The organism is Luteipulveratus halotolerans, from assembly GCF_001247745.1.
Lineage (GTDB): Bacteria > Actinomycetota > Actinomycetes > Actinomycetales > Dermatophilaceae > Luteipulveratus > Luteipulveratus halotolerans.
This window is the reverse complement of record NZ_LAIR01000002.1, coordinates 2,995,250-3,015,632: the sequence shown is the minus strand read 5'-3', so window position 1 is coordinate 3,015,632 and position 20,383 is coordinate 2,995,250. Positions and strand designations below refer to the sequence as shown.

Genomic DNA, 20,383 nt, shown 5'->3' with positions numbered 1-20,383 from the left:
TGCATATGGCCTTGTGCGCGCGCCCGAACGCTGAACCTCGTCACTGGCGCGACCTCCCGGATGGTCCGGGCGCACGGACGAGGGTGGGGGACCCACGTACGACGACGCAGCAGTCAGGCGTCTTGGGGTGAAGCCGGTACGCCGGCCGGGCACCTGACAGCCCGAACCCGACAGCTCACCTCACAGGCGTTCGTCAGGAAGGAATCAGCTGTGCGCTATACCCCCAAGCACGCCTCTGAGAAGCAGTCCTCGAGCCCTGTGACCGGTCGTCGCGTGCTCGGTGTCGCTATGGCGTCCGCTGCGGTCGCCGGTGCCGGTCTCGCCACCGCTGGTGAGGCCAAGGCCGCGACGCCCTACAACGTGTGGGACCGCGTCGCGGAGTGCGAGTCCGGTGGCAACTGGTCGATCAACACCGGCAACGGCTACTACGGCGGCCTGCAGTTCTCGTACTCCACCTGGAAGGCCTACGGCGGCCAGGCCTACGCGTCGACCGCCAACCGCACCTCGCGCGACAACCAGATCCGCATCGCTCAGCGCACCCTGGCCAGCCAGGGCCCCGGTGCGTGGCCGGTCTGCTCCAAGCGCGCGGGTCTGACCCGCACCAACGGTGCGGCGGTCCAGGTCGGCGGCGGCACCACCTCGCGTGGCGGCTCCACCTCCACCGGCGAGCTCGCGGTCGACGGCTCGTTCGGCCCGCTCACCACCAAGGGCGTGCAGAAGTGGGTCGGCACCACGCAGGACGGCTCGTTCGGCCCGATCACCAAGCGCGCACTGCAGCGCAAGGTCGGTGTGACCCAGGACGGCTCGATCGGTCCCAAGACCGTCGCCGCCCTGCAGTCCAGGATCGGCATCTCGCGTGACGGCGCCTCCTACCTGAACTCGCGCACGGTCACCGCGCTGCAGCGTTACCTCAACTCGCACGTGCTCTGACGCACCTCGAAGGGCCGGCCGGACCGTTCTCCGGCCGACCCTTCGTCGTGTGCTCGCCCATCGGTCGACCCGGTGATGGTGCGGGCCCCCACCTCTCCGCCGCCTCGGAAGGTGGGGGTTCGCACGATCGTCCGGGCCGTCCACAGGCCGTCTGCGCGACGACCGCTCGCGACGGCATCATGTGCGCGTGCTCCTCGTCCTCCTCGCCGCCTGCGTCGGCACTGCCCTCGGCTGTACGACGCTCGCCTGGCTCCGGCGCGGGTCGTGGCGGCTCCCGTCCGAGCCGGTGCCGTCGTCGTCGTACGCGTGGGTCGTGCCCGCGTCCGCGCTCGTGTGTGGGGTCCTCGCCTGGAAGCTGCGGGTGCTCGCGCTCACGACGGCCTGGCCGGCGTTCGCGGTGCTCGCCTGCGCCGGGGTGGCGCTCGCCGCGGTCGACCTGCAGGTGCACCGGCTTCCGGACCTGCTGACCCTCGGCGGCCTCCCCGTCGTCGCGGGGCTGCTGGTGCTCGCGTCCGCACTCGAGAGCGACTGGCACCGGATGTCGACCGGGCTGTGGTCGGCGGTGGTGGCGCTGGTGGTGTTCGCGGTGCTCGTGCTGGGCGGGCTCGGCCTGGGCGACCTCAAGCTCGCGGTCCTGCTGGCGCTGGCGCTGGGGTGGCTCGGCCTGTTCACGGCGCTGCTCGGGATCGGGGCCGGGTTCGTGATCGGCGGGCTGTGGGCGGTCGTGCTCGTGGCGCGGGGTGCGTCGCGGACGGCGCGGTTCGCGTACGGCCCGTCGATGCTGGTGGGCGCGCTGGTGGCCGTGCTCGCCACCAGCGCTGGTTGAGCACCCCGCCTCCTGCCCGTCCGCCCCCGTCGGATGTCGAAAGGCCCGGCGGTTGGCAGGTGTCTCGTCAGCGAGCGGGCCACGGTCGGCGAGGAAGCCACCCCTCGACGACGGTGCGCGGTCGACCGCGCCCACAGAAGTCGGCGACCGGCGTACCCGCCAGGTAGCATCGTCGCGGCTGCCGCGCCCTTCGGTGTGGCTGCTCGCCGGTGTAGCTCAGTTGGTAGAGCGCTTCACTTGTAATGAAGATGTCGCGGGTTCGACTCCTGTCACCGGCTCCAGCACGACCCGGGCTAGATTCCCTCCTGTGGTGCGCGATCGGCGCGCCCCGGCGGTGGGAGCCAGACAATGACGGTCACCGACTCAGCCGTACGCCGGCGCCGGCGGTTGATCCTGCCGCTCGCCACCATCGGGTCGGTGCTGCTCGTGCCGTGGACGGTCTACCTGGCGTTCGCGCTGCCGCACCACTACGTCGCGCGCCGCTGGGCGTGGACGTGGACCGGCTTCGACATCGTGCTGACGCTCGCGCTCGCTGCCACCGCGCTGCTGGCGTGGAAACGCCGACTCATGACGGTCGTCGCGGCAGCGGTGGCCGGCACGATGCTGCTGGTCGACGCATGGTTCGACGCGATGACCGCGACGAGTGGCGACCAGGACGAGTCCCTGCTGACCGCGCTCCTGCTCGAGGTGCCGATGGGACCGCTGCTGCTCGCCACCGCCGCGCAGATCACGCTCCGTGTCGCGCGTGCGCTCGCGACAGCGCAGGGTGCGCAGCACGCTCGGTGGTGGCAGGTGCCGATGCAGCGGCCGTACGACGCCACAGCGCCAGCCCGGCCAGACCCGACACCGTGAACCACACGTCGGCGCCGAAGCCCACGACCTGGTAGTCGCTGCCCATCACGTCGAACAGCACCGCCGGCGCACCCCGCAGCAGCGCGAGCACCGAGCAGATCAGGGTGGCGCGCCGCAGCCGAGGTGTCACCCGTCCGACAGCGAGCATCAGCGCACCGGCCGCGGCGGCGTACATCAGCAGCCCGGCGACGATGTCGTACGCGAGGAACCAGGGGCGTTCGAAGATCGAGTCGAAGGAGTCGGGCAGGCCGCCGCGCCAGCCGGCCGCCCACGCCATGTGGACGCAGGCGAAGCCGAAGCTCCACACCGCGAGCAGGATGCCGAGGGTCTGAGTACGTCGTGTCGTCGTCATGGGTGCGACGGTGGCGGTCGGCGTACGCCACCGAACACCTCCGCAGGTGCGAACCCTCTCCCACGATCGGGCGAGCCACAGCGTGTCGGCGGGGCCGGCACGAGCTCACGCGGTAGACCGTGACCATGAGCGAGATCTCGATCCCCCGCCCCACGCAGGGCGACGTCGTCGACCTGATCCTCGACGACCACCGATTCTTCGAGTCGCTGCTGCGCGACCTGCGCGACGCGACGGCTGACCGTGAGGCCGCCCGAGCCGCCCTGTCGGCCGTCCTGATCGCCCACGGCGAGGCCGAGGAGGAGAAGGTCTACCCGCAGCTGCAGCGCAAGGACGCCATCGACGAGCACGAGGCCGAGCACGGCGAGGAGGAGCACGCCGAGGGCAACCAGGCGCTGCTGCACCTGCTGGAGTGCAAGGGCACCGACACCCAGAAGTTCGACGACGCCGTCGAGAAGCTCGCCGAGGCGCTCAACCACCACATCGGTGAGGAGGAGCAGACGATCCTCAACCCGGCGCGCACCGAGGTCGACGAGAAGGTGCGTCGTGACCTCGGTGAGCAGTGGCTGGCCCGTCGCAGCGAGCTGCTCGACGCCGACTGCGGCTCGATCGAGTTCGTCACGAAGGTCGTCGCCCGCGCCGAGCGGGAGGGCAAGCTGCCCGACGAGGGCGAGGAGAAGGACTAGTCGCTCAGCGGGGCGGCATCCGCAGCGCGCCGTCGAGGCGGATGACCTCACCGTTGAGCATGCCGTTGTCGACGATGTGGGCCACCAGCGCGGCGTACTCGTCGGGCGAGCCGAGCCGCGACGGGTGCGGCACCTGCGCCTCGAGCACCGACTTCACGTCGTTCGGCAGCCCCGCCAGCATCGGCGTCTCGAACGTGCCCGGCGCGATGGTCATGACGCGCACGCCCTTGTCGGCGAGGTCGCGCGCCGAGGTCAGGGTGAGACCGACGACGCCGCCCTTGGACGACGCGTACGCCGCCTGGCCGATCTGGCCGTCGAACGCCGCCACCGAGGCGGTCATCACCACGACACCGCGGTCTCCGTCGACGGGCTCGTTCGCGACCATCGCCGCGGCCGACAGGCGCAGCACGTTGAAGGTGCCGATCAGGTTGATCTCGATGACGGTGCGGTAGTCGTCGAGGCCGAGCACGCCGCGCTTGCTGATGATGCGGCCGGGCGTGCCGACGCCGGCGCAGTTGACGACGACGCGCAGCTCGCCGAGCTCACCGGCGGCGTCGACCGCAGCCTGCACCTGGGCCTCGTCGCGGACGTCGGTGGCGACGAAGCGGGCACGGTCACCGAGCGATGCGGCGACCTCGGCGCCCTTGGACTGCTCGAGGTCGGCGATGACGACGGCCGCACCGTCGGCGGCGAGACGGCGGGCGGTGGCCTCGCCGAGGCCGGAGCCTCCGCCGGTGACGAGTGCGACGGTGGAGTCGTTGATCTGCAAGGAAATTCGCCTCTCTAGTCCTGAAGCAGCTGGCGTGAGATGACCAGGCGCTGGATCTGGTTGGTGCCTTCGAAGATCTGCGTGACCTTGGCGTCGCGCATCATCCGCTCGGCCGGGAAGTCCTGGGTGTAGCCGGCGCCGCCGAGCACCTGTACGGCGTCGGTCGTCACCTTCATCGCGGCATCGGTGGCCGTGAGCTTGGCGATCGCGGCCTCACGCGTGAACGGCTTGCCGGCGTCGCGCAGGCGGGCTGCGTACAGGTAGGCGGTGCGGCCCGACGAGACGGCGGTCGCCATGTCGGCGAGCATGAACGCGAGCCCCTGGTTGTCGGCGATCGGCCGGCCGAACTGATGGCGTTCCTTGGCGTACGAGATCGCGAGGTCGAGCGCTGCCTGGCCGAGTCCGGTTGCGGCTGCTGCGATTCCGAGCCTGCCGGAGTCGAGAGCCGACAGGGCGATCTTCATGCCTTGGCCCTCCTCGCCGATGAGTCGGCCCGAGTCGACCACGGCGTCGTCGAGGATGACCTCGCGCACCGGGTCGCTCGCCAGGCCCATCTTGCGCTCGGGCGCCCCGAACGAGATGCCCTCGACGTCGGCCGGGATCAGCAGACAGGACAGACCGCGCGACGGATGATCGCTCGTACGGACGAACGTCGTGTAGAAGTCGGCATGGCCGGCGTTGGAGATCCACGCCTTGCGGCCGCGCACGACGTACGACGACCCGTCGTCGGTGCGGCGCGCCCGGGTCGAGATGGCCGAGACGTCGGAGCCGGCCATCGGCTCGGACAGGCCGTACGCGCCGAGCAGGCGGCCGCTGAGCATGTCCGGCAGGAACTCCTTGCGCTGCTCCTCGGTGCCGAACGACGCCAGCGGATAGCAGGTCAGCGAGTGCACGGACGTGCCGACAGCCACGGACATCCAGGCGGAGGCGATCTCCTCGACCACCTGGAGGTAGACCTCGTACGGCTGCCCGCCACCGCCGTACTCCTCGGGGTAGGGGAGCGAGAGCAGGCCCGCCTCGCCGAGGGTGCGATAGACGTCGCGCGGCATCTCACCGGCGCGCTCGGCCTCGTCGACGCGGGGTGCGAGGACGCCGCGGGCGAGATCGCGGGTGAGCTCGATCAGGTCCTCGGACTCCGGAGTGGGGAGGAGGCGTGACACGGACATGCGGATGAGGGTAAGCGGAGCGGCGAAGGTGACCGCAGCGAAGGTTGGGCGCGCAGCGACGGAGGAGCAAGCGTCCGGCCGTAGCGAAGGGCGCCAGAGCGCGACAGTGGTCGCCGTCACAGGGATTCCTGGAATCGGTGCAGACCGGCTTGCTGGACGAATAATCTCCGGCTTACGCTGGTTGTGGCAGTAAAAAATCCCGTGCGAGGTAGGTGTTCTGGTGAGCGTGTTCCCGAAGGTGCTGGTCGAGCAGGCGCACAGCAGTGCGTGGTCGCTCAGCCGCGAGGTCGCGGCGACGATGAACCCCGCCAACCCGGCCGACGCGAGCCTGGCTCGTGCGGGCGAGGTGCTCGCCGCGCGCGGCCTGCAGGTGCACGCCCACTCGCGCGGCCCGCTCGACGCCGACGCGCTCGCCGAGCACGACGTGCTGGTCATCGCTCACCCGGCCGAGGCGCGTTCCGAGCGTGTGATGGGCGACCTGCCACCGGTGCTCGGCGCCGACGAGATCGAGGCGATCGAGGCGTACGTGCGCGACGGCGGCGGGCTCGTGGTGCTCGCCGAGTGCGACCAGGACACCTACGGCAACAACGTCAACGACCTGCTTGCGCGCTTCGGGCTGCGCGTCACGAGCACGCTGGTGCACGAGTCGGCCGACGGCGGTCGTCGCCACCAGAGCAACGCCACGTGGGTGCTCGGCCAGCCCGGTGCGGGCCTCGGCCAGGGTCTGCTCGCGGGCGTCGACGAGATGTGCTTCTACCGCGCCGGGGTCATCGACACCACCTCGGCTCCCGACGCGCTCGTGCTCGCGCGGACCAGCCCGACGGCGTACCCGGCCGGCCAACCCCTCGCCGTCGCAACGCGATTCGGCTCCGGTCGCGTCGTCGTACTCGCCGACTCCGACCTCGTCGGCGACGACTCCATCGACGAGCTCGACAACGCCCGGCTGTGGACCAACGTCGTCACCTGGGCCTCCGGCGGCATGCGTACGACGGCCGCCGCGCCCGCGCGCAGCAGCGAGTCCGCATCGCTTCCGGAGTGGCTGCGCCTCAAGGCCGCCGTCGAGGAGCTGCGGCTCATGCAGGCCAAGGACGGCTCGATCCCGGATGCCGAGCGCCACCCGCGCGCTACGGCCCTGGTCGAGTCGATGAAGGTCGAGATCGCAGCGCTGGCATCGCGATTCGCGCACGACGCCGCCTACCTGGAGGCGCTGCCGGTCGACCTCGACCGCTGGGTTGCGGGTGGGTTCGCCAAGCCCGACTTCCTCGACTCGCTCATGGCGTTCCGGCCCGACCTGTGTCGCGAGGACGGGATCGAGCACCTCGTCGTCTTCCCGATGTACACCCAGAACGGCAACCTCGACCGCGTGTTCGAGGCGCTGCTGATCTCGGTGCAGTGGCCCGACTGGCTGGCCAAGGTCGAGGAGACCTACGACAACCCGATGTTCCTTGCGGTCAACTTCATCGACTTCACCCCGGGCTACGACACCAACTCGGCCGTGCTCTTCCCCGAGACCGTTGCGGTGCGCGAGGTCCCGAAGTTCAGCTGGGGCGCGATCTTCTGCGACCGAGAGGGCGCGCGCTTCCGTCGCGTCGTCTCGTCGGCGGCCGAGCTGCTCAGCCTGCAGCTGCCGCCCGACGCCGAGCGCCTCGTCGCCTCACAAGAGCTCGCGCAGTCGACGTTCGCGATGTGGGACCTCATCCACGACCGGACGCACAGCCACGGTGACCTGCCGTTCGACCCGTTCATGATCAAGCAGCGGATGCCGTTCTGGATGTACGCCCTCGAAGAGCTGCGCTGCGACCTCAACACGTTCCGCCAGGCGGTCGAGCTCGAGAAGCAGGGCCAGGCGTACGCCAAGTCCGTCCAGTACGCGATCCTGTTCGACCGGCTGTTCCGCTTCCCGATCACCGGTGAGCGGGTGCGCAACTACGACGGGCTCGGCGGCCAGCTGATGTTCGCCTACCTGCACAAGAACGACGCCCTGCGCTGGACCGACAACAAGCTGTCCTTCGACTGGCGCCGGGTGCCCGAGGTCGTCGTCGCGCTCTGCGAGGACGTCGAGCGGCTCTACCGCTCCGGCATCGACCGGTCGCGCGTCGGTCACTGGCTCGCGTCGTACGAGTTCGTGTCCTCCTACGTCGCCCCGCACCCCGCCTCCACCTGGGCCCAGGGCGCGCGGGCGCTGCCGCTCGACGGCCCGCCCAAGGGTCTGACCGACCTGGTGCAGCCGGACGAGTTCCCCCTCAACGTGTTCTACGAGGCGCTCCGTAAGAAGATGGCCGACGTGATCGCGTCGACGTCCGGCATCACCGCGTCGACCCCCGAGCGTGAGAAGGAGTCGGCATGAGCAACGACACCACACCTTCGGGAGAGCCCGGTTCCGCTGGTCGAGTAGGCGAGCCCGATTCCGCCGGTCGAGTAGGCGAGCCCGATTCCGCCGGTCGAGTAGGCGAGCCCCCCAGGGCGAGCCGTATCGAGACCTCCGTAGCCGCGGACGCCGAGTCTCCCTCGCAGGCACCGGGTCTCGATACGGACTCCGCTAGCGCTCCGTCCTACTCGACCGGCGGGACGTCGGACTCCACCGGCGGGACGACCGGCGGGATGTCGGGTCTGGTCGTCGTCGTGACCGGGGCCGCGGGTGCGGCGGGTCCGCCCGTCGTACGCCGGCTGGTCGCCGCCGGGGCCACGGTCGTGGCCGTGGACGTCGACCCCGCCAAGCTGGAGGCCGCCGCTGCCGACGTCGAAGGGCCGGGCCGGGTCGTCACCGCGGTCGTCGACCTGCTCGACGAGCCGGCCACGCTCGCGTGGGGTCACGAGCTTGCCTCCGAGTACGGCCGCGTCGACGGACTGCTGCACCTCGTGGGTGGCTGGCGTGGAGGCAAGGGCATCGTCGAGTCCGACCTCGGCGACTGGGATGCCTTGCACGACAGCCTGATTCGCACACTGCAGCACGCCTCGCGTGCACTGCACGACCCGATCAAGGCCTCGCCGCAGGGCCGCCTCGCGATCGTGTCGAGCGTGCAGGTCGACAAGCCGTCGGCCACCAACGCGTCGTACGCCGCGGCGAAGGCCGCCACTGAGGTGTGGACCAAGGCGGTCGCCGACTCGTTCAAGGACTCCGACGCGGCCGCGGTCGTCGTACGGGTGATGGCGTTGCTGACGCCGGCGATGCGTGAGGCCAAGCCCGAGGCCAAGTTCAAGGGCTTCAGCCATGTCGACGACGTCGCCGACGCGCTCGTCGCGCTCTGGAGCAAACCGGCGAGCGAGCTCAACGGTGCCGTCCTCGACATCCGCTGAAACCCGTTGCGGCTCAGGCGGATCAACGCGACGGTGAGGGCATGACCGACACCGATTTCACCGGGCTGTGGCCCGACGGCGAGACCGGCCCGCGCGAGATGCGGGCCACCCACGGCGAGCGTGACGCCCTCGTCGACTACCTGAAGAACTACCGCCTCACGCTCAAGATCAAGTGCACGGGCCTCGACGCCGAGCAGCTCGCACGTCGAGCGGTGCCACCGTCGACGATGTCGCTGCTCGGCCTGGTGCGCCACATGGCCCGTGTCGAGCACAACTGGTTCGTGCGCGTCCTGCAGCAGCAGAAGGTCGACCGGATCTACTGGTCGGAGCAGGACGACGACCTCGACTTCAACGGCGCGGTCGCCGACCCGGCGGTCGTGGCCGATGCCCGCGAGAGCTGGGAGCGTGAGGTCGCGGCGGCGGAGGCGTACGTCGAGGGCCAGACCGACCTCGGCCTCACCGTGCCGCTCGGCGACGACGACACGATCGAGCTGCGCGAGGTGCTCGTGCACATGATCGAGGAGTACGCCCGTCACTGCGGCCATGCCGACCTCATGCGTGAGGTCATCGACGGCCGCACCGGTCAGTGAGCCACCCGACAAGACTGAGAGCATCGAGCACGTGACTGATGAGCTGAACCCCCTGCACGACCCGAGCCGGCGCGGCTTCGCGAGCGACAACTACTCCGGCATCCACTCCGAGGTGCTGGCGGCGATCGTGCGGGCCAACGGCGGCCACCAGGTCGCGTACGGCGACGACGTCTACACCGCCGAGCTGCAGCGCGTGTTCCGCGAGCACTTCGGCGAGCGCGCGGAGGCGTACCCCGTCTTCAACGGCACGGGCGCCAACGTCATCGCGCTGCAGTCGGTGACTGCTCGCTGGGAGGCCGTGGTGTGCGCCTCGACCGCTCACATCAACGTCGACGAGGGCGGTGCGCCCGAGCACGTCGGCGGTCTCAAGCTGCACACCGTCGACACCCCGGACGGCAAGCTCACACCCGCGCTGCTCGACACGCTCCCGCAGGACAAGACCGGCGACGAGCACTACGCCCAGCCCCGGGTCGTCTCGATCACCCAGACCACCGAGCTCGGCACCGCCTACACCGCCGACGAGATCAAGGCGATCGCCGACTACGCCCACGACCGCGACTGGGTCCTGCACGTCGACGGCTCGCGCCTGTCCAACGCCGCCGCGACCCTCGAGCTGCCGTTCCGTGCGTTCACCACCGACGTCGGCGTCGACATCCTCTCGTTCGGCGGCACCAAGAACGGTCTGATGGTCGGCGAGGCGGTGCTCGTCCTCAACCCCGACGCGGTCCGCGGTGCGAAGTACCTGCGCAAGACCTCGATGCAGCTGGCGTCCAAGATGCGGTTCATCTCGGCCCAGCTGATCGCGCTGCTGAGCGACGACCTCTACCTGCGCAACGCCCGGCACGCCAACGCGATGGCCCGCCGGCTCGCCGACGCCGTACGCGACCTGCCGGGCCTGACCATCGCGCGACCGGTGCAGGCGAACTCGGTCTTCCCGGTGCTGCCCGTCGAGGTGTCCCGGCGGCTGATGAAGACGTTCCCGTTCTACTTCTGGGACGAGGCCGCCGGCGAGGTGCGCTGGATGTGCGGCTTCGACACCACCGAGGCCGACATCGACGCCTTTGTCGCGGCCATCCGATCTGAGCTCGGGTCTCGCAAGAATCCCTGAGTTCGCCCGCGCGCGTCGCGGTCGGTGGGCAGGATGGTGGCGTGGACGCGGCACCCCTCACGGTCGGGCTCCTCCACCCCGGGGCGATGGGCGCGGCGGTGGGGGCCGCACTCGTGCGCGGCGGCGTCGAGGTCGTGTGGGCCTCCGCGGGCCGGAGCGAGGCGACTCGGGCCAGGGCCGACGAGGCTGGTCTGGTCGACCTCGGCACGGTCGCAGCGCTCGTCGAGCACGCTCACGTCGTGGTGTCGGTGTGCCCACCGCACGCGGCGTTCGAGACCGCGACCCAGGCGGCGGCGTTCACCGGCATCTACGTCGACGCCAACGCCGTGTCGCCCGGCACCGTACGCCGGGTCGCGGCGGCCGTACCCCACGCGCGGTTCGTCGACGGTGCCCTCATCGGGTCACCGCCCGTCAACGGCGGCGGCACCCGCATCTACCTGTCCGGGGACGGGAGCGGGCTCGTGGCCGAGCTGTTCGCCGGGACCGCTCTCGAGGCGCGAGTGGTCGAGGGCGGTATCGGGTCGGCCTCGGCCCTGAAGATGGCGTACGCCGCCTGGACCAAGGGCGCCGGTGCGCTGCTGCTGACCGCTCGTGAGCTCGCCCGCGCCGAAGGCGTCGAGGACGACCTGCTCGCCGAGTGGGCGCACTCGCTGCCTCAGCTCGGCGACCAGGTCGTGTCCGCCGAGCGCTCGGCGGCGACCAAGGGATGGCGCTGGGTCGGTGAGATGGACGAGATCGCGATGGCGATGCGCGAGACCGGCCTGCCCGACGGATTCCACCGTGCCGCGGCGCAGACCTACGCCCACTACCCGCGCCCACGGCACTGATCGCCTTCCGAACCGCCGGGCGCCGACCGCTGGGCGACCGGTGAGCCCGGCGACCGGCGTACCGTGTGCCCGGCGCGACAACGGACGAAGGGGCGCGGATGACGGGGGAGACGGGGCTGTCCCGGGTCGGCAGGGCGTGGCGGGTGGCCGTGCTGCTGCTCGTCGCGGGCGGAGTCACTGCGGGCACGTTCGGCGAGAACGACCGCTCGTGGCCGTTCGCGCCGATGACGCAGTTCGCGTTCAAGGTCGACCCGAACGGCCAGATCCACTCGCTGGGCATCGAGGCCGACGACACGGCCGGCGCGCACGTCGAGGTCCCGCTCGGTGGCGGCGGCATCGGGCTCGAGCGGGCCGAGATCGAGGGCCAGGCGAGCCGCATCGAGGCGGAGCCGCGCCGGTTGCAGGCGATCGCCGACATGTGGGCGTCGTACGCCCCCGACCGGCCGCGACTCACCCGCGTCCACCTCGTCGACACGGTGAGCACGCTGCGCGACTCCAAGGTCGTCAGCACGCAGCGGACGACCCTCGCGAGCTGGGTGGTGCGGCCATGACCGGCTGGTTCTTCCCACAGGTGCCGCTCGGACGGGTGGCCTGGCTACGCCGGTTCGTCTACGCCGTGGTGCTGCTCGACGTGCTGGTGCTGACGGCGTTCCCGATCGGCCACGGTGACGTGCCCGCCGAGCTCTACAAGCCGCTGCCCTTCCGTGAGCTGCTCCACCTGCCGCAGCCGTCGCCGGCGTACGTGCAGGTGCTGCGGGTCGTGGTCATCGCCTCCGCGCTGGTCGCGATGTCAGGTCGGCTGCCGCGGCTCGCCGGCTGGGTGTGCGCCGCCGGCATGCTCGACTGGCTGAGCAACGCCTACTCCTACTCCAAGATCAACCACGACCACTTCGCGCTCGTCGTGGCCCTGTGCGTGCTGCCACTGGTGGGGCGCGCGCTGGCGAGCGACCGGCGTACGTCGGACTCCGCGGGCTGGACGCTGCGCATCATCCAGGTGGCGGTGGTGGCGACGTACTTCCTCGCCGCAATCGCGAAAGTCCTTGATGCGGGCTGGGGTTGGGCGTCGTCCGCGGTGCTGGTGTGGGCGCTGACGCGCCGCGGGTCGTTCCTGTCGGACTGGCTGGTCGACCTGCCCTGGCTGACCTACGTGTTCCAGTGGATCGTGTTCGTGGCCGAGCTGCTGTCGCCGGTGATGCTCTGGCTGCGCGGGCGGGCGCTGTACGCCGTCGTGGTCTTCTGGCTCGGCTTCCACGTCTCGACGTATCTGCTGCTGTCGATCCACTTCATCCCGACCGTGGTGTGCCTGCTGGCGTTCCTGCCCCTCGAACGCCTCACCGGCCTGCGATCACGGATCCGCACCGCCCGCCGTCACCTCTCCCTCGACGAAAACCGTCTGTCCGGCAGTGCATGGAGTGCCGACTAGCCGCCGCCTCCCTGGGCGCCAGCCCGTGGCAGATCTTCCGCCTCGTGACGGTTCCGCTGACCGCGCCTGGAATCGCCGCCGGCGCGGTGCTGTGCTTCGCCCGCGCGCTCGGCGAGTTCGGCGCGACCATCACGTTCGCCGGCTCCTTCCCCGGCGTGACGCGCACACTCCCGATCGCCTCGTACCTCGCGATGAACTCGGACCCCGACACCGCGATCGCCCTCGCACTCGTCCTGCTCGCGGTATCACTGGGTGTGCTCCTCGCACTCCGCGACCGATGGCTGCCAGGCACCGCATGACCTTCGAGCTCACCGTCTCCGCACGTATCCCACGCCCCGCCTTCGACGTAGTCGTGGAGCTGAAAGCGGATCCCGGAAGTGTGCTCGCCGTCGTCGGACCGAACGGTGCCGGAAAGTCCAGCGCCATCGCGGCGATCGCCGGCTTCACCGAGTCCCACGGCACGATTCGACTGGGGGACAGGGATCTGGCCGGTCTTCCTGCTGACCAGCGAAGGATCGGCGTCATGTTTCAAGACCTGCTCCTCTTTCCTCACCTCACGGTGCGCGAGAACGTCGCCTTTTCAGCCAAAGTCCGCGGTGGGCGTTGGTCCGCCGCCCGGCGCAGCGCAGACCCTTGGCTGTCTCGTTTCGGAATGGCGGACCTGGCAGAGAGTTACCCCAGTGCACTCTCCGGCGGGCAAGCTCAGCGTGTAGCGCTAGCCCGTGCCCTCGCATCCGAGCCGAAGGCACTGCTCCTCGACGAGCCGCTCGCGGCGCTGGACGTGGAGTTCCGGGATGCCGCCCGTGCCGACCTCGGTCTGCGTCTCCGCCAGTTCGCCGGTCCGACGATCCTCGTCACACATGACCGTGAAGACGTCGAGGTGCTCGCTGACGAGGTGATCGTCCTTGACGCAGGGCGCATCACGCAGCGAGGAAGCCTCGCCGATCTGACACGAAATCCTGCGACCGCATGGATTGCCCGCTTCACAGGTACCCGGGGAAGATGGGACGCAGACGGTGTCAGGTACGGATGATGACTTCCTCTTGGGGCTCGCTGGAACGCCGTCATGGGAGACAGAGAAGGCGCAAAGCCTGAACATCCGACAGAGAACTGAGCCGCGCCCTTGCTTGGTCGCGAGGGGAAAGATGTCCCGACGTCTACTGTTCGTCTTCGTCGAAGGCGACGCGTGCGCGTTCAATGTTCGGCAGTTGCTCATCTGCCCAGGCGACGAGCGCGTCAATCGGCCCGCGCAACGTCTTACCCAAGGCAGTGATCCCGTACTCGACGGCCACCGGCCGCGTGCTGATGACTCGGCGTTGCACGACGCCGTTTCGCTCCAGCCGACGCAACGTCGCCGTGAGGGACTTCTGCGTCACTCCCGGAATCGCTCGCCGTAACTCGTTGAACCGACAGGGTCGCTGGCACAGTTCGTTCAGCACGCTGAGTGACCACTTGTCGAGCACCTGGTCGAGCAGCTCGCGATGCGGCGTCGCGATACGCAGCTCGCTTTCGCGTACGGCGTCGGTATCGGCCATGAAACCAGGTCTCCTTGAAGTGTCCTTCAACTACCAAGTATCAATAGTAAGCCACCAACGAAGAGGACCTTCTATGCCAGTCACACGCTTCAGTCCCGCCGGTCTCCAGCCAGGAACGCCGTATGATCACGTCGCCATTGGCACCGGCACGCGTCACGTGCATATCAGCGGCCAGGTCGCCCGTAGTGAGGAAGGAAAGCCCATCGCGGTCAACGATCTCGCGGGTCAGGTCGCGGAGGTTCTCCGCAACACAGCTCGTGCGCTCGCAGGCGCGGGTGCATCCTTCGACGATGCGCTTCGGATGACCTTCTACGTCACCGATTGGGAGCCCGAGAAGATCGCACCCTTCATGGACGGGATCGCTCGGGTCGCTGAGGAGCTGAAGCTGCCTCAGCCCTTGCCGCCCGCGTCCCTGATCGGGGTCGACTACCTCTTCGAGCCGGACGTTCTCGTTGAGCTCGAAGTCACCGCGATTCTCGATTAGCCCGTGTTGTCCGACTGCACAACGTAGTGCGCGCGGCGCCTCTCACCGGACCGGTGAGAGGCGCCGCTTTGGCAGATCGGTCAGGCTGCGATGTGAGACACGAGGAACCAGCGGTCCTTGTCGAGACCTCGCTGGATCTCGATCGCGACGTCCTGACTGGTCAGGTCGATCCCGTCGAGGCCGTCAACCGCTGCGCGGACGTCCGCGAGGAGCCTGTCGATGTCTGCGATCACCGCGTGCACAAGGTCGTCTGAGTTCGCGAAGTCGGCCGGAACGCTTGTCACGGAGCTCTTCTCGGCGACCGCGCTGACGCGGGCGTCGAGCGGGAGACCGAGGGCGACGATGCGTTCCGCCGCCGCGTCGGCGAACTCGCCGGCGTTGCCTGCGATGGTGTCCAGCAACTCGTGAACGCCGACGAAGTTCGCGCCACGCACGTGCCAGTGCGCCTGCTTGGCGTTGATGGTCAGCGCCTGAAGGCCGAGTACGACGGGGGTGAGGAACTGCGCGGTCGCGACAACCGCTGTCGGGTCGCTCGCAGTCGTGGCGATGGTGTCTGTGCTGCTCATATCAATCGTTCGGGACTGCTGCACGAACAGGTGACATCTGATCTGGCTTGCCCGTGAGGGTGGCCTGGAAGGATGTTGCTGTGCCTAAGCCCTACCCCCGAGAGTTTCGTGATGATGTCGTGCGCGTCGCCCGCGGTCGTGAGCCGGGTGTGACGCTGGAGCAGGTCGCCAAGGACTTCGGTGTCCACCCGATGACGTTGAACAAGTGGTTGCGCCAGGCCGCGATCGATGATGGCGACAAGCCGGGCACGACCACGGCTGAGTCTGCTGACCTGCGGGAGGCCAACCGGCGGATACGGCTGCTGGAGCAGGAGAACGAGGTGCTGCGCCGGGCGGCGGCTTACCTGTCTCAGGCGCATCTGCCGGGAAAAGGCTCTACCCGCTCGTGAGTGAGCTGGCCGCTGACGGGATTCCCGTGACGGTCACGTGCCGGGTCCTGAAGCTCCACCGTCAGAAGTATTACGCCTGGCTGGCCAGTCCGGTCACCGGTCGTGAGCTGCAGGCGGCCTACCGGGCCAACGCGTTGTTCGATGCCCACCGTGATGATCCGGAGTTCGGGTACCGGTACTTGCTTGTGGAGGCCGCCGGCGCGGGTGAGGTGATGACGCCGCGCACGGCGTGGCGGATCTGTTCGGCGAACGCCTGGTGGTCGGTCTTCGGCAAGAAGCGCGGCAGCCACGGCAAGAAGCCCGGGCCACCGGTGCACGATGACCTGCTCGCTGTTGAGGACGAGCACGGTGTGATCCGGCACTCCTTCACCGCCGCCGCGCCGAACCAGGTGTGGCTGACCGACATCACCGAGCACCGCACTGGTGAGGGGAAGCTGTACCTGTGCGCGATCAAGGACGCCTGCTCCGGGCGGATCGTGGGCTACTCCATCAGCGACCGGATGAGGTCAGCCCTCGCGGTCGCAGCCCTGGACTCGGCCGTCGCGCGGCGACGCGCGCAGGGGCAGGACGTCACCGGGTGCATCGTGCACTCCGACCGCGGTAGCCAGTTCCGCTCACGCAAGTTCGTGCACGCCTTGAACCAGCACGCTGACCGGGTCGATGGGCCGGGTCGGCGCTGCCGGTGACAACGCCGCGATGGAGTCCTTCTTCGCGCTGCTGCAGAAGAACGTCCTGGACCGCCGCACCTGGGACACCCGCGAAGACCTGCGGATCGCGATCATCACCTGGACCGAACGCACCTACCACCGACGTCGACGCCAAGACCGCCTCGGCCAGTTGACCCCCATCGAGTACGAGACGATCATGACCACGCCAGCCGATCAGGCGGCATGACTACCACCTGTCACCTGTTCGTGCAGCAGTCCCTGCCCGCGGCCGAGAACCTGTAACCAAGTACGCCGGTTACACCGATAACCGGACAGTCCCGCGGCCTCCTTTGCCAGTGTCACGGGGTGCCGCAGCGGGAGCACTATCCCCGCCGTGCCGAGCAGTATCTGCTGCGTCGATGCGGCGAGGTAGCCAAGGTAGGGGACGGGGTCGAAGATCTGACCTGCGTCGCCGAAGTCGCGCGGTCGCCGCATCGGCACGTCCCGCAGCCAAAGGGCCCGGAACCCGAGCCTGTCGGCGAGCTGCGCACGCTCCTGATGCCGCGTCAGATCAGGGAGTAGACCCTGACCCGAGACGTCTCGTCGGGCGAGGTCATTGTCCATGGGCAGCTCGATCCCGAGGGACAAGCCGTCCTCGGTGAGCGCGTCTAGAGCTGTCATGGCATGCTCCATTCAGTACCACGAGGGCTTGTCGCCGTCGGTGCCAGGCTTGTTCACGCCAAGCGAGGCACCGATGCTGTCGGCCGGGTTCTTGACGAGCTCGGCGACGAGCGCGCCGACACTCTTGCGGGACACCTCGGTGCCCTGGAAGGGCTCGCCCTTCTGGGTCAGCTCGTAGTCGACCTCATCATCGTCGGACAGCCAGGCGGGACGGATGATCGTGTAATCGAGAGCGGACTCCTCGATCACTTTCGCGGCGGCGCTGTACGTCTGCAGGTATCCGCCGTCGAGCATCTGGTGATTCCACTTGCCGTACTCGCCGGGCACCTCGTCGTAGATGCCGAGGGTAGAGATCCAGATCAAACGTCGCGTTCCCGCGGCGGTCAGCGCTGCGACGACGGCGCGGGCTTGAGCTTCGATGTCGCTTCCGCCGAGGTTCGCGTAGACGATGTCCTGTCCCGTGACAGTGCGTGTGAGGAGATCTTTGTCGAGCACGTCACCCTCGACGACCTGGACGCGGCCGCTGGGAACATCCGGCAGGCTCTGGGGGCGACGCAGGTAGAGGGTCAGCTCGTTGGCAGGCTCCTCGAGGAGCGCGGCGATGGCGTGTTTTGCGCTGCGTCCGCCGGCTCCGAGCACGGTGATCTTCGTCATGGTCTTCCTCTTTCGTTTGTGTGGTCTTGGGGGATGGTCAGCGGTTCACGTCGACGACGATCCGGCCGCGGATGCGGCTGTCCAGAAGGTCATCGGCAACGGAGAGGGCCTCGCTCAGGCCGACCTCGCGGCTCATAGCGGGCAGCAAGTCCAGGTCGAGCTCGTCAGCCAGGCGGTTCCATGCTGCGACGCGCTTGTCGTGGGGCTGGGTGACGCTGTTGATGCCGAGCAGGCTCACCCCGCGCAGGATGAACGGTGCGACGGTGGCGGGCAGATCCATGCCCTGTGCGTTCCCGCATGCGGCGACGGCGCCGCCGCCTTCGTCCCGGCACAGGCATTCGCAAGGGTATGGCTGCCGACGGAGTCGATCGCAGCCGCCCAGCGTTCCTTGCCGAGCGGCCGGCCGGGCTCCGACAGCTCTGTCCGGTCGATGATCGTCGTGGCGCCGAGGCGGCGCTGGTAGTCGGCTTCAGCGGGACGGCCGGTCGACGCAACGACCGAGTAGCCGCCGCGTGCCAGCAGCGCGATCGCGAACCCGCCGACTCCGCCGTTCGCGCCCGTGACGAGGACATCACCCGCATCAGGGCTGAGGCCGTGCGATTCGAGGGCCATGAGGGAGAGCATGGCCGTGTATCCGGCTGTGCCGATCGACATCGCCTGCCGCTCCGAGATCGCATCAGGAACCGGCACGAGCCAGTCCGCGCTCACACGAGCCCGCTGGGTGAGGCCGCCCCAGTGCGTCTCGCCGATGCCCCACCCATTCACCAGCACCCGGTCACCAGGCGCATAAGAGGGGCTGTCGCTGTGTTCCACGACACCGGCGAGGTCGATCCCGGGCACCATCGGGAAGCGGCGCACGACCGGCGCCTTTCCCATGATCGCGAGGGCATCCTTGTAGTTCAGGCCGCTGTACGACACGCGCACCGTGACGTCACCGTTAGGTAGCTCGCTCTCGTCGAGTTCGCGCAGCGCGGCCTGGTATCCGGCGTCGGTCTTGTCGATGGAGATTGCGCTGAACATCATGGTCTCCCGGGATGGATGCGGGCGGATGCGAGGTAACCGGCGAAGAACACTTCCATCGGTCGGACGTCGCGGGTCAGGCGGGCGCGAAGGATCGCGCCTTCCCAACCCACCCAGAAGAACGACGCCAGTTCGGCGCAGTCGGAGCCGGGCGGGATCTCGTCTGCGTCTGCGGCCAGTCGCAGGCACGCCGCGACGCGACGTTCCCAGTCGCGCAGCACGTCTTCGAGTGCTTCACGGTAGCCGTCGGGGAGGGTGGAGACCTCTTGGCCGAGATCGCCGACTAGGTGTAACTGAGCATGAGGTTGGTGACGCCGGCTGGCAGTCGTGAGGCCGGCGGCTGATCGCCCGCGGCGGTGTGGGGGCGATGGTAGTTGTAGTGGACCTGCCACACCTGGAGCTGGTCGCGACGCTGCTGCTCGGACTCGTACGCGGCGGCGTAGAGGACCTCGTGGGTGTAGGTCTGCTGGTAGCGCTCGACCTTGCCGTTGTGCTTGGGCGTGAACGCCTTGATCCGCTGATGCTTGGCCGCGAAGGAGTGCACGGCCCGGGTGAACGCACTGGCGCGGTAGCAGGACCCGTTGTCAGTCACGATCCGGGTGAAGCGGGTGATGCCGTGCGCGGCGAAGAACACCCGGGCACGGAACAAGAACCCGATCGCGGTGACGGCCTTCTCGTCGTCGTGGGCTTCGGTGTAGGCCAGCCGGGAGAACCCGTCGAGGGCGGAGTGCAGGTAGGTGTACCCGGTGCGGGCGCCACGGGTCTTGGCCCGGTCGGCGGCCTTGGCCTGGGCCGACCCGCGACCGTGCACCCGCCACCCGCCGCCGTCGGGGATGCGCCCGACCTTCTTCACGTCCAGGTGGGTCATGTGCCCGGGGTACCGGGCAGTGATCTTTCCCGGCGCCCGCAACGGTTCCCCGTCAACGTCCAGGTGCCGCAGCCGGTTCAGTCCGTGCCGGACCAGGATCCGGCTGATCGTGCACACCGCGATCCTGACGCCCTGGGCGCTCAGCTCCAGATGGATCCGCCGCGCGGACCACTTGCGTTTGCGCAACGCGATGACCTGTTCCACCACCTGCGGCGGTGTGGCGGTCGGGGAACGGCGGGGCCGGCTGGTCCGGTCGTGCAACCCTTCGTCGCCGTGCTCACGCCACCGGGCGTACCACTTCGACAAGCACTGCCGCGAGACCGCGGCCTCCGCTGCGACGTGCGCGATCGGGCGGTGCTGGCACCGGCGCACCAGGCGACGACGTCCTTCGAACGACAGGGCGGCTTTACTGTGGGGCATAGGGCAGGTTCCTTCGGCTGACTCGACGTGATGAACGGCTTGACACCTTCATCCTGTCGCCGCAGGGACCTGCCCGCCCTTAGCTACCCGGCCGTGTCACCAACCTCATGCGCCGCAACAACTAGGGCGTGTCTGATAATTGCTGGGTCCAGGCGATGGCGGCGTGGATGAGGACGGCGGCGCGGTAGATGATGGCGTGTTTGTCATAGCGGGTGGCCAGTGCGCGCCATTGCTTGACGTGGCAGAAGCGGCGCTCGATGGGGCCTTGACCCGTGATCGTGGACACGGTGTCGTTT

At 69.0% G+C, this 20,383-nt stretch carries 24 protein-coding genes, 1 tRNA gene, 2 pseudogenes and 1 riboswitch; of the genes and pseudogenes, 16 read left to right on the top strand and 11 right to left on the bottom strand.

The features are described 5' to 3' along the window. The first annotated feature begins 26 nt into the window (after positions 1-26). Positions 27-204: riboswitch (cyclic di-AMP (ydaO/yuaA leader) on the top strand. Between the two features lie 54 nt (positions 205-258). The 5 genes from VV01_RS15185 to VV01_RS15165 all read left to right on the top strand — a co-directional run bounded on the left by VV01_RS15185 (position 259) and on the right by VV01_RS15165 (position 3,643). Then, positions 259-930 carry a transglycosylase family protein gene (locus tag VV01_RS15185; RefSeq protein WP_331456453.1) on the top strand — a complete coding sequence of 224 codons (672 nt, stop codon included), beginning with the start codon at positions 259-261 and terminating at the stop codon, positions 928-930. Positions 931-1,117: 187 nt separating this feature from the next. Beyond that, the gene (locus VV01_RS15180) at positions 1,118-1,756 is read left to right on the top strand and encodes a prepilin peptidase (RefSeq protein ID WP_197275054.1); all 639 of its coding nucleotides are present in this window, start codon (positions 1,118-1,120) and stop codon (positions 1,754-1,756) included. A gap of 205 nt (positions 1,757-1,961) precedes the next feature. Next, positions 1,962-2,037 (top strand) — tRNA-Thr (locus VV01_RS15175). A 67-nt stretch (positions 2,038-2,104) separates the two neighbouring features. Further along, complete coding sequence (locus VV01_RS15170; protein WP_050670608.1) at positions 2,105-2,608, top strand: hypothetical protein; 504 nt, start codon at positions 2,105-2,107, stop codon at positions 2,606-2,608. A gap of 477 nt (positions 2,609-3,085) precedes the next feature. Next, positions 3,086-3,643 carry a hemerythrin domain-containing protein gene (locus tag VV01_RS15165; RefSeq protein ID WP_050670607.1) on the top strand — a complete coding sequence of 186 codons (558 nt, stop codon included), beginning with the start codon at positions 3,086-3,088 and terminating at the stop codon, positions 3,641-3,643. A gap of 4 nt (positions 3,644-3,647) precedes the next feature. On the opposite strand, the gene VV01_RS15160 is transcribed toward VV01_RS15165, so the two are convergent. Together VV01_RS15160 and VV01_RS15155 are read right to left on the bottom strand one after the other, a co-directional pair. Further along, positions 3,648-4,412: an SDR family NAD(P)-dependent oxidoreductase gene (locus VV01_RS15160; protein ID WP_050670606.1), complete on the bottom strand. Its 765-nt coding sequence runs from the start codon at positions 4,410-4,412 to the stop codon at positions 3,648-3,650. 14 nt (positions 4,413-4,426) lie between these two features. Then, the gene (locus VV01_RS15155) at positions 4,427-5,578 is read right to left on the bottom strand and encodes an acyl-CoA dehydrogenase family protein (protein ID WP_050670605.1); all 1,152 of its coding nucleotides are present in this window, start codon (positions 5,576-5,578) and stop codon (positions 4,427-4,429) included. A gap of 220 nt (positions 5,579-5,798) precedes the next feature. Here VV01_RS15155 and VV01_RS15150 point away from each other — a divergent pair, with 220 nt between their 5' ends. The 9 genes from VV01_RS15150 (at position 5,799) to VV01_RS22410 (ending at position 13,856) form a co-directional block, all read left to right on the top strand. Further along, entirely contained in the window at positions 5,799-7,925 is a 2,127-nt protein-coding gene (locus tag VV01_RS15150) for a DUF6421 family protein (RefSeq protein ID WP_050670604.1), read from the top strand. 254 nt (positions 7,926-8,179) lie between these two features. Further along, complete coding sequence (locus VV01_RS15145) at positions 8,180-8,875, top strand: SDR family NAD(P)-dependent oxidoreductase (RefSeq protein ID WP_050670603.1); 696 nt, start codon at positions 8,180-8,182, stop codon at positions 8,873-8,875. 41 nt (positions 8,876-8,916) lie between these two features. Then, positions 8,917-9,465 carry a DinB family protein gene (locus VV01_RS15140; RefSeq protein WP_050670602.1) on the top strand — a complete coding sequence of 183 codons (549 nt, stop codon included), beginning with the start codon at positions 8,917-8,919 and terminating at the stop codon, positions 9,463-9,465. Positions 9,466-9,496: 31 nt separating this feature from the next. After that, complete coding sequence (locus VV01_RS15135) at positions 9,497-10,573, top strand: threonine aldolase family protein (RefSeq protein WP_231635247.1); 1,077 nt, start codon at positions 9,497-9,499, stop codon at positions 10,571-10,573. Between the two features lie 41 nt (positions 10,574-10,614). After that, positions 10,615-11,400 (top strand): NAD(P)-dependent oxidoreductase, encoded by a 786-nt coding sequence (locus tag VV01_RS15130; RefSeq protein ID WP_050670601.1) that lies wholly within the window; start codon positions 10,615-10,617, stop codon positions 11,398-11,400. A 98-nt stretch (positions 11,401-11,498) separates the two neighbouring features. Next, positions 11,499-11,951, top strand: a complete 453-nt coding sequence (locus VV01_RS15125) for a hypothetical protein (protein WP_157508867.1) — start codon at positions 11,499-11,501, stop codon at positions 11,949-11,951. Continuing rightward, positions 11,948-12,823 carry an HTTM domain-containing protein gene (locus tag VV01_RS15120; RefSeq protein WP_050670599.1) on the top strand — a complete coding sequence of 292 codons (876 nt, stop codon included), beginning with the start codon at positions 11,948-11,950 and terminating at the stop codon, positions 12,821-12,823. The genes VV01_RS15125 and VV01_RS15120 overlap by 4 nt, the downstream gene beginning before the upstream one ends. Before the next feature lie 44 nt (positions 12,824-12,867). Then, entirely contained in the window at positions 12,868-13,122 is a 255-nt protein-coding gene (locus VV01_RS15115; RefSeq protein WP_331456452.1) for a hypothetical protein, read from the top strand. After that, entirely contained in the window at positions 13,119-13,856 is a 738-nt protein-coding gene (locus VV01_RS22410) for an ABC transporter ATP-binding protein (RefSeq protein ID WP_071606404.1), read from the top strand. Before VV01_RS15115 ends, VV01_RS22410 begins: the two co-directional genes overlap by 4 nt. A gap of 124 nt (positions 13,857-13,980) precedes the next feature. On the opposite strand, the gene VV01_RS15110 is transcribed toward VV01_RS22410, so the two are convergent. Further along, positions 13,981-14,358 carry a winged helix-turn-helix transcriptional regulator gene (locus VV01_RS15110; RefSeq protein ID WP_050670598.1) on the bottom strand — a complete coding sequence of 126 codons (378 nt, stop codon included), beginning with the start codon at positions 14,356-14,358 and terminating at the stop codon, positions 13,981-13,983. Positions 14,359-14,431: 73 nt separating this feature from the next. Here VV01_RS15110 and VV01_RS15105 point away from each other — a divergent pair, with 73 nt between their 5' ends. After that, positions 14,432-14,842: a RidA family protein gene (locus tag VV01_RS15105; protein WP_050670597.1), complete on the top strand. Its 411-nt coding sequence runs from the start codon at positions 14,432-14,434 to the stop codon at positions 14,840-14,842. An 80-nt stretch (positions 14,843-14,922) separates the two neighbouring features. Here the strand turns inward: VV01_RS15105 and VV01_RS15100 are convergent, their stop codons facing one another. Continuing rightward, positions 14,923-15,408 carry a Dps family protein gene (locus VV01_RS15100; RefSeq protein ID WP_050670596.1) on the bottom strand — a complete coding sequence of 162 codons (486 nt, stop codon included), beginning with the start codon at positions 15,406-15,408 and terminating at the stop codon, positions 14,923-14,925. 80 nt (positions 15,409-15,488) lie between these two features. Here VV01_RS15100 and VV01_RS23420 point away from each other — a divergent pair. Beyond that, positions 15,489-16,691, top strand: a pseudogene (locus tag VV01_RS23420) (IS3 family transposase). Here the strand turns inward: VV01_RS23420 and VV01_RS15085 are convergent. From VV01_RS15085 to VV01_RS15060, 7 genes and pseudogenes are all read right to left on the bottom strand, one after another. Further along, on the bottom strand, positions 16,679-17,125 hold the full coding sequence (locus tag VV01_RS15085; protein ID WP_082221246.1) for an LLM class flavin-dependent oxidoreductase: 447 nt from the start codon (positions 17,123-17,125) through the stop codon (positions 16,679-16,681). The pseudogene VV01_RS23420 and the gene VV01_RS15085 overlap by 13 nt on opposite strands. A 12-nt stretch (positions 17,126-17,137) precedes the next feature. Beyond that, positions 17,138-17,779: an SDR family oxidoreductase gene (locus tag VV01_RS15080; protein ID WP_050670594.1), complete on the bottom strand. Its 642-nt coding sequence runs from the start codon at positions 17,777-17,779 to the stop codon at positions 17,138-17,140. Positions 17,780-17,816: 37 nt separating this feature from the next. Then, positions 17,817-18,059 carry an MDR/zinc-dependent alcohol dehydrogenase-like family protein gene (locus VV01_RS24660; RefSeq protein ID WP_269431133.1) on the bottom strand — a complete coding sequence of 81 codons (243 nt, stop codon included), beginning with the start codon at positions 18,057-18,059 and terminating at the stop codon, positions 17,817-17,819. Then, a complete protein-coding gene (locus VV01_RS15075) occupies positions 18,014-18,802 on the bottom strand; it encodes an acrylyl-CoA reductase family protein (protein ID WP_269431132.1) in 789 nt (262 codons plus the stop codon). Before VV01_RS15075 ends, VV01_RS24660 begins: the two co-directional genes overlap by 46 nt. Next, positions 18,799-19,191 carry a TetR family transcriptional regulator C-terminal domain-containing protein gene (locus VV01_RS22405; protein WP_082221006.1) on the bottom strand — a complete coding sequence of 131 codons (393 nt, stop codon included), beginning with the start codon at positions 19,189-19,191 and terminating at the stop codon, positions 18,799-18,801. Before VV01_RS22405 ends, VV01_RS15075 begins: the two co-directional genes overlap by 4 nt. Continuing rightward, entirely contained in the window at positions 19,083-20,087 is a 1,005-nt protein-coding gene (locus VV01_RS15065) for an IS481 family transposase (RefSeq protein WP_050670135.1), read from the bottom strand. The genes VV01_RS22405 and VV01_RS15065 overlap by 109 nt, the downstream gene beginning before the upstream one ends. A gap of 121 nt (positions 20,088-20,208) precedes the next feature. Then, positions 20,209-20,358, bottom strand: a pseudogene (locus VV01_RS15060) (IS5/IS1182 family transposase); the annotation flags it as partial. Between the last annotated feature and the right edge of the window lie 25 nt (positions 20,359-20,383).

Bases quoted from the DNA above. Each gene is read 5' to 3' on its own strand.
- VV01_RS15170 (WP_050670608.1), top strand. From the start codon at position 2,105: ATGACGGTCACCGACTCAGCCGTACGCCGGCGCCGGCGGTTGATCCTG.
- VV01_RS15120 (WP_050670599.1), top strand. From the start codon at position 11,948: ATGACCGGCTGGTTCTTCCCACAGGTGCCGCTCGGACGGGTGGCCTGG.
- VV01_RS15075 (WP_269431132.1), bottom strand. From the start codon at position 18,802: ATGATGTTCAGCGCAATCTCCATCGACAAGACCGACGCCGGATACCAG.
- VV01_RS15145 (WP_050670603.1), top strand. From the start codon at position 8,180: ATGTCGGGTCTGGTCGTCGTCGTGACCGGGGCCGCGGGTGCGGCGGGT.
- VV01_RS15155 (WP_050670605.1), bottom strand. From the start codon at position 5,578: ATGTCCGTGTCACGCCTCCTCCCCACTCCGGAGTCCGAGGACCTGATC.
- VV01_RS24660 (WP_269431133.1), bottom strand. From the start codon at position 18,059: ATGGATCTGCCCGCCACCGTCGCACCGTTCATCCTGCGCGGGGTGAGC.
- VV01_RS15100 (WP_050670596.1), bottom strand. From the start codon at position 15,408: ATGAGCAGCACAGACACCATCGCCACGACTGCGAGCGACCCGACAGCG.
- VV01_RS15140 (WP_050670602.1), top strand. From the start codon at position 8,917: ATGACCGACACCGATTTCACCGGGCTGTGGCCCGACGGCGAGACCGGC.
- VV01_RS15065 (WP_050670135.1), bottom strand. From the start codon at position 20,087: ATGCCCCACAGTAAAGCCGCCCTGTCGTTCGAAGGACGTCGTCGCCTG.
- VV01_RS15125 (WP_157508867.1), top strand. From the start codon at position 11,499: ATGACGGGGGAGACGGGGCTGTCCCGGGTCGGCAGGGCGTGGCGGGTG.
- VV01_RS15105 (WP_050670597.1), top strand. From the start codon at position 14,432: ATGCCAGTCACACGCTTCAGTCCCGCCGGTCTCCAGCCAGGAACGCCG.
- VV01_RS15165 (WP_050670607.1), top strand. From the start codon at position 3,086: ATGAGCGAGATCTCGATCCCCCGCCCCACGCAGGGCGACGTCGTCGAC.
- VV01_RS15085 (WP_082221246.1), bottom strand. From the start codon at position 17,125: ATGACAGCTCTAGACGCGCTCACCGAGGACGGCTTGTCCCTCGGGATC.
- VV01_RS15110 (WP_050670598.1), bottom strand. From the start codon at position 14,358: ATGGCCGATACCGACGCCGTACGCGAAAGCGAGCTGCGTATCGCGACG.
- VV01_RS15080 (WP_050670594.1), bottom strand. From the start codon at position 17,779: ATGACGAAGATCACCGTGCTCGGAGCCGGCGGACGCAGCGCAAAACAC.
- VV01_RS22410 (WP_071606404.1), top strand. From the start codon at position 13,119: ATGACCTTCGAGCTCACCGTCTCCGCACGTATCCCACGCCCCGCCTTC.